General features: G+C 37.7%; 6 protein-coding genes. 3 read left to right on the top strand and 3 right to left on the bottom strand.

Annotated elements, in window-relative coordinates; genetic code table 11:
- The coding region (locus KVT27_RS22050) for a hypothetical protein (RefSeq protein ID WP_217581936.1) at positions 1 to 386 on the top strand (386 nt) is incomplete at its 5' end.
- 233 nt (positions 387 to 619) lie between these two features.
- Positions 620 to 1,228: an alpha/beta hydrolase gene (locus tag KVT27_RS22045; protein ID WP_036121185.1), complete on the top strand. Its 609-nt coding sequence runs from the start codon at positions 620 to 622 to the stop codon at positions 1,226 to 1,228.
- A 41-nt stretch (positions 1,229 to 1,269) separates the two neighbouring features.
- On the opposite strand, the gene KVT27_RS22040 is transcribed toward KVT27_RS22045, so the two are convergent.
- The 3 genes from KVT27_RS22040 to KVT27_RS22030 form a co-directional block, all read right to left on the bottom strand.
- Positions 1,270 to 3,381 carry an MMPL family transporter gene (locus tag KVT27_RS22040; protein ID WP_217581935.1) on the bottom strand — a complete coding sequence of 704 codons (2,112 nt, stop codon included), beginning with the start codon at positions 3,379 to 3,381 and terminating at the stop codon, positions 1,270 to 1,272.
- Positions 3,382 to 3,486: 105 nt separating this feature from the next.
- Complete coding sequence (locus KVT27_RS22035; RefSeq protein WP_217581934.1) at positions 3,487 to 4,503, bottom strand: inorganic phosphate transporter; 1,017 nt, start codon at positions 4,501 to 4,503, stop codon at positions 3,487 to 3,489.
- A 21-nt stretch (positions 4,504 to 4,524) separates the two neighbouring features.
- The gene (locus KVT27_RS22030) at positions 4,525 to 5,145 is read right to left on the bottom strand and encodes a DUF47 domain-containing protein (protein ID WP_008175190.1); all 621 of its coding nucleotides are present in this window, start codon (positions 5,143 to 5,145) and stop codon (positions 4,525 to 4,527) included.
- 422 nt (positions 5,146 to 5,567) lie between these two features.
- Between KVT27_RS22030 and KVT27_RS22025 the strand changes: the two genes are divergently transcribed.
- Positions 5,568 to 6,254 carry an ABC transporter ATP-binding protein gene (locus KVT27_RS22025; RefSeq protein WP_036121174.1) on the top strand — a complete coding sequence of 229 codons (687 nt, stop codon included), beginning with the start codon at positions 5,568 to 5,570 and terminating at the stop codon, positions 6,252 to 6,254.

Below are 6,254 nucleotides of genomic sequence, written 5' to 3'. Positions count from 1 at the left end.
GCTTAAATTATCACTTTATGGACAGTCTTTATGAAAAGACAATTGTAGTTGAAAAGCTACATCCGAATGGCAATGGCTTTATCTTTGTTGGAGATTTATTGCGCTATGAGCAAGAGGCTAATAAAGGATTAGTAAATATCCGTGATTATGATGAGCAACAACTTCGTGAGATTATTGCGGATGCTATTCAATATCTATCTGAAGAGGTAGAGACGGAAGACCCGATTATCGAGATTTGGCATAGTCGAGAGGGTGATCAATTACAGCTAGTATTTGAACAACGTTCTTGGAATGTCTACCATGGGGAAAATCTTGAAGAGGCGTTTGGTACGTATGATGCAGCAAAAGAATATTTGCTAGAAGAAGGCTTTCGTAAAAAGAAATAATAAATACGGGGGATTATCATAAAATGAACGGGAAAAAACTAGTGGGAATTGTTATTGTTGTTGTGATTGTGGCGTGTTTACTATCAGTTTTTACTATAACTAATTTTTATAAAAACCATGAGGAACAACCAAATCGTGAAAATCGCGAAATTAATAAGTCAAAGAGCTTGAATTTAATTTTGCCACAGGCTACAATTATCTCGAATTCAAGATAATCGAGAGGTGGACTGTCAATGAAACACATTTTTTATAAAGGTACAGACGAAGCAAAACCAACTCTATTGTTGTTGCATGGCACGGGTGGTAATGAAGAAAGCTTAATTGGACTTGCCAAGGAAATTGATGATACAGCCAATATATTAAGTGTACGAGGCAATGTACTAGAACATGGAATGCCAAGGTTTTTCCGTCGACTAGCGGAAGGTGTCTTTGATATAGAGGATTTAATCATTCGTACAAAGGAACTGAATGAATTTTTGAACGAGGCGTCACAGCAATATGGCTTTGATCGTCAACGAATTGTAGCTATCGGTTATTCAAATGGTGCTAATATTGCGGCTAGCTTATTATTCCATTACGAGGACGTTTTAGCAGGGGCTATATTACATCATCCAATGGTGCCGAGACGAGGGATAGAGCTACCTAAGCTATCTGCTATCCCTGTTTTTATAGGTGCAGGTACAAATGATCCGATGTGTACAGCACAAGAATCAGAGGATTTAGAAGCACTTTTAAGTTCGGCGGGTGCGACTGTGACGACGAACTGGTTTGATTTCGGACATCAGCTAACGATTCCTGAAGTTCACGCAGCAAAAGAGTGGTATAACAGTATTTATGCATAGAGAAAAAATCCGCTTCCTTGAACAAGGAGGCGGATTTTTTATTATTTATTTTTCTTTGCGAAAGGAAGCCACCAGTTCCAATCACCAAATAGTTTCATGAGACTTGGTACTAGCATAAGACGAATGATTGTGGCATCAATAGCAACAGCAATGGCTATACCAACACCAATTTGTTTCACAGGCATGACATCTGTGAAGGCAAACGCTCCTGTAATAACAATCATAATGAGCGCTGCTGAAGTAATAATCCGACTTGTGGATGTCAGTCCCTCTATTGTAGCGTGTGTATTGTTGGCGCCTTTTAAATATTCCTCTTGGATACGAGAAATTAAAAAGACTTCGTAGTCCATACTTAAGCCAAAAACAAGACAGAAAACAATAACTGGGATAATCAATACAATCGATCCTGCCTCAATGCCAAAATGTCCGTATTGGAAAATATAGACGAGTATTCCGAAGGCAGAGGAAAGCCCAATAATGTTCATAATAATGGCCTTTAACGGAATTAATACTGAACGGAATGCCAGCATTAAAATAAAGAAAGTGGACACGATGATTATGGCTATCGCTAAAACAATTTTATTAGCGATCTCATCAAATATCTCTTGGTTAAATTTTGCGGGTCCTCCAAGTGCAAAGTGTACACCTAAATCTTTATCCATCCAAGTTCGTGCAAATTTTTGGGCAGTAGTGGAAGAACCAGCTGCATCAATGGTAATTGGGATGAATAGCCTTGTATCTTTTGAAAAGGTTTGAATAACCGGTTTTAATTGCTCCGCCACCTGTGGAATTGCTAAAGAAGCAGAGAGTTCCTTAGGTGTTGAAATGTTTGCGGCAGTATAGATAGTTGAAACATTAGTAACAAGTGGATCTTTTAATAACTTTTCTTGAATAGTGTAAATCAGCTCTCTAGCTTCAGCATCCTCCCAGCCTTCTTTACGTTCAGCTAACAAATATAAAGTAGATGTTTCACCGAGTCCAAATGTTTCATCTAATTTATCGTACGCTACACGTGCATCATATTTTGTCGGTAGGGAATCTACCTGAGGAATTGTTAATTGGATGTCCTTTAATGGGAGCATTCCGATACCAAGTAATAATAATGCAGCAATTACGATTGCTACTGGATGTTTCATGACAAAACCTGCAAAGCTCCGCCAACGATTTGCGCCTCCTGGTTTAACACGTAGTAGACGCCATTTATTGAGTCGGTCGCCTAACAGCATCATCGTCGCAGGGAGTAAGGTTAAGCCGGAAAGAACAGCTAATAGAACTACTATGGTGCCTCCTAGAGCGATATTATGGAATATTTCAACATCAATGACGATCATGGCACCTAAACCAATCATGACACATACTGCAGAAAAGATGATGGAGCGTCCTGCTGTCTGGATGGCAGTTTGAATAGCTTGTGCAATGGATGTGTGGGCACGCTCTTCACGGTAACGATTAATGAGCAATAGTGCGAAATCAATACTTAAAGCAAGACCAAGCATTGGAACAATATTTAAAACGAAAATGGAGAGATTCACGCTACCGCTAAGTAATGTCATAATACCAAAGGCGGTTACAACTGTAACAACCCCAATGATAATTGGCAAAATAGAAGCAATAACCGTACCAAAAGCCAATAATAGAACGATAATGGCGATAGGTAACCCAATGGCCTCAGCAGATGCTAAATCCTTTTGGCTGGCTGTATTAATGTCAGCAGAAATAACTGGTCCACCCGTAATATGAACGCCGTCTTCTTCAATTAATGAACGGATATCCTCAACGATTTCAGAAAGGTTTTCAGCATCGTTTTTTAAATGGACCATAGCATAGGCAATCCCATCTTTACGTAAAGAAGCATCCTCTAAAGGTGACTGGATGGAATGTATTTCCTTTATGTGATCGAGTTTATTTAAAGTTTCTTCAATTTTCTTATCCTGAGCTGGATCGAACACAACCAAGATTGTATTGGTTGGTATATCGAATGTTTTTGCTAGCTCTTTTGTGACATAGTTATGATCCGCTTCAACAAAAAAGCCATCCCCTTGAAGTTTACCGGGAAGCTGTAAAGCAAAATAAGCCATGGCTAGAAAAATAATAATCCACAGGACTACGATTGCTTTTGCATGTGTGGTAATAAAAGTTGAAAAAGTTTTCATAGTTGTTTATGTATCCCCCTTTTCAATTAGTTTAAAGGATGTGTCACATTTTGTCGTGTCACAAACTAAAGACTCCTGTCCATTTATTAGACAGGAGCCTTGTTATTAAAAGAATAATGATAGGACGAAATAAATAACGGATGCCATTACAGCTGAAATAGGCATTGTAATAACCCAAGTAGTAACAATCTTGCGGGCCATTCCCCAGTTAACGCCACGTACACGCTGTGCAGAACCAACACCCATAATCGATGAAGAAATAACATGTGTTGTAGATACAGGTAGATGGATTAATGTCGCACCAAAAATAACTGTTGCTGACGCTAAGTCTGCCGCTACCCCATTAACAGGACGAATTTTCATAATCTTACCGCCAACGGTTTTAATAATTTTATAACCACCAATAGATGTACCTAGACCCATAGCTGTGGCAGCAGCAGCACGTACCCAGAAAGGTATTTCATCACCGCTATGCAATCCTCCAGCGATTAAAGCCATTGTCATAATCCCCATTGCTTTTTGCGCATCGTTCGTACCATGTGTGAACGATTGAATGGCTGCGGTGAAAATTTGCATCGTACGGAAACCTTTATTAGTGCGATATAAGTTAAGGTTTTTAAACCATAATTTAAATAGTGTCATCATAATAAAACCAGCACAAATAGCCAGTATTGGAGAAAACACTAACGCCATAAGGATTTTAGTAAAGCCGCCATAGTTTAATACATCGAAGCCAGCAGATGCGACAGCAGCACCTGCTATAGAGCCAATCAATGTGTGGGAAGAACTTGATGGAATACCGAAATACCATGTAAGTAAATTCCAAATAATAGCTGAAATTAGTGCGGCCAAAATAACGACTGAGCCGGTTGTGTCTCCTTCAAAGGCATTTAAAGAAAATGGATCTACAATGTCTTTTGTTAAAGCTTTAGCAACCCCTACAAAAGTGATAGCGCCGATAAAGTTCATGGTTGCGGCCATGATGATCGCTACACGAGGTGGCAATGCTCGAGTGGAAGCCGAAGTTGCAATAGCAATTGCAGTATCATGGAAGCCGTTGATAAAGTCAAATGTTAGGGCAAAGATGACGACCAGTACGGTTAGTATAATGATTGTATTCATTGTAAAGTGCCCATCTCCTAATTATGCGTTACGCATGATAATTGTTTCCATAGTATTAGCTACGTTTTGACAATGATCAGCGATATCTTCAAGTTGTTCATATATATCTTTAAATTTAATGAGGCGAATCGGATCTTTTTCGTTTAAAAACAGTTGTTTAATGGAAGAACGTTGTACTTCATCACATTCACGTTCATAGTCTTTAATTAGAATAGCGTGAGGGCGCATACCAATTAGATTCTTTTTCTTTAACTCTTCAGTTGCTTTGACAATTTCATCCACACTTTTAGAAATATAGCCTAGGAAAGTGCGCATGGATTCATCAATTTCTGTGAGTGAAAACATTTCAAAATGGGCAATACAATGTTCTGTACCATCTAAAATATCATCCATACGAATGGCAAACTCTAAAATATCTTCACGCTCAATAGGTGTCATAAATGATTTGTTTAGCATTACGATCAGTTCGTGAATGAGCTTATCGCCAGCAGTTTCGTAATTTTTCATTGTAATGCTAATCTCTTTTAGGTCAGCTACACTGTTAATACGAAAATCATTTGCGTAATGCACAGCCTCTCTCATATTTTCAGCAATTTTATGCAATGCAATAAAGAAAGGGTCTTGTTTTTTTGAGTTAAGCATGTAAATCGAATCCTCCTGGATATAAATAAATTAATCGACCTCTAAACTTTACTATCATAACAAAATCTTTAATTTATCTACATAAAAATTTTATATTCGACATAAAAATTTACATTGCTGTAATATACAATTCGTTCACAAAATAAAGGGAGATTAAACTGTCATTGTTATTAATAGTACAGATAAATCCTTTGTAATTAGGTTTTTTACTGATATTCAGACATGTTTAGCACAGATTTGTGTGTGATTTACAATGAAAATCAGTGAAAATAATACTTGAATTGTAAAGGGAATGTAAATTCAATTTGTTTTAATAGGAGTCTCTCCTTATTCTTAAGAATATCTTCATTTTTATCCTTCCTCTTTATTAAGAATTGTTTTCTACAATGGGAAATGAGTGAGAAAGGAGTGTTTATTAACAAATGATTCAAGTTGAAAACTTACAACATACATTTTTAATTGGAAAAAAAGGGAAAGAAAAGCAGGTTCCCGTTTTAAAAGGCGTGAACTTTGAGGTCAATAAAGGAGAGATTGTAGCAATTGTCGGAAAAAGTGGCTCTGGAAAATCAACTTTATTACAAGTTTTAGCTGGATTTATGAAGGTTGAGCAGGGTTCTATTAAAGTGAATGGTAAAGAAACAGCACAACTAAATGAAACAGAAAGCGCCGCATTTCGCTTGAGACAATTCGGTTTTATCTTTCAAAACTTTCAACTAATGCCTGGCTTGACGGCATTCGAAAATATTGAGTTACCCTTGAAGCTACAAGGATTGCGCAAAGCAATGAGAAAAGAAAAAGTGAAAAAAATAATGGACAAGGTTGGTCTAACAGAAGTCGCCGATCATTATCCAAATGAATTATCAGGTGGGCAGCAACAGCGTGTCAGTATTGCAAGAGCGCTCATCACGAATCCTCCTGTATTACTGGCAGATGAGCCAACAGGAAGTTTGGATTCAGAAACAGAGCAAGATATTTTGATGCTTATTCAAAGTTTAAACCGAGAGTTTGGGTTAACCTTTGTCATTATTACTCATGATGAAGAAGTGGCGACAATCGCACATAGACGCTTCCGTATGTATGATGGCGAACTGGTAAAGGAGGAAGCTTAA

The organism is Lysinibacillus sp. GbtcB16, from assembly GCF_019091145.1.
Taxonomy (GTDB): Bacteria; Bacillota; Bacilli; order Bacillales_A; family Planococcaceae; genus Lysinibacillus; species Lysinibacillus fusiformis.
This window is presented reverse-complemented; position numbering and strand designations above follow the sequence as displayed.

What these genes read in the sequence shown, in the direction of transcription:
- KVT27_RS22040 (WP_217581935.1), bottom strand. Translation starts at nt 3,381, where the DNA reads ATGAAAACTTTTTCAACTTTTATTACCACACATGCAAAAGCAATCGTA.
- KVT27_RS22045 (WP_036121185.1), top strand. Translation starts at nt 620, where the DNA reads ATGAAACACATTTTTTATAAAGGTACAGACGAAGCAAAACCAACTCTA.
- KVT27_RS22025 (WP_036121174.1), top strand. Translation starts at nt 5,568, where the DNA reads ATGATTCAAGTTGAAAACTTACAACATACATTTTTAATTGGAAAAAAA.
- KVT27_RS22030 (WP_008175190.1), bottom strand. Translation starts at nt 5,145, where the DNA reads ATGCTTAACTCAAAAAAACAAGACCCTTTCTTTATTGCATTGCATAAA.
- KVT27_RS22035 (WP_217581934.1), bottom strand. Translation starts at nt 4,503, where the DNA reads ATGAATACAATCATTATACTAACCGTACTGGTCGTCATCTTTGCCCTA.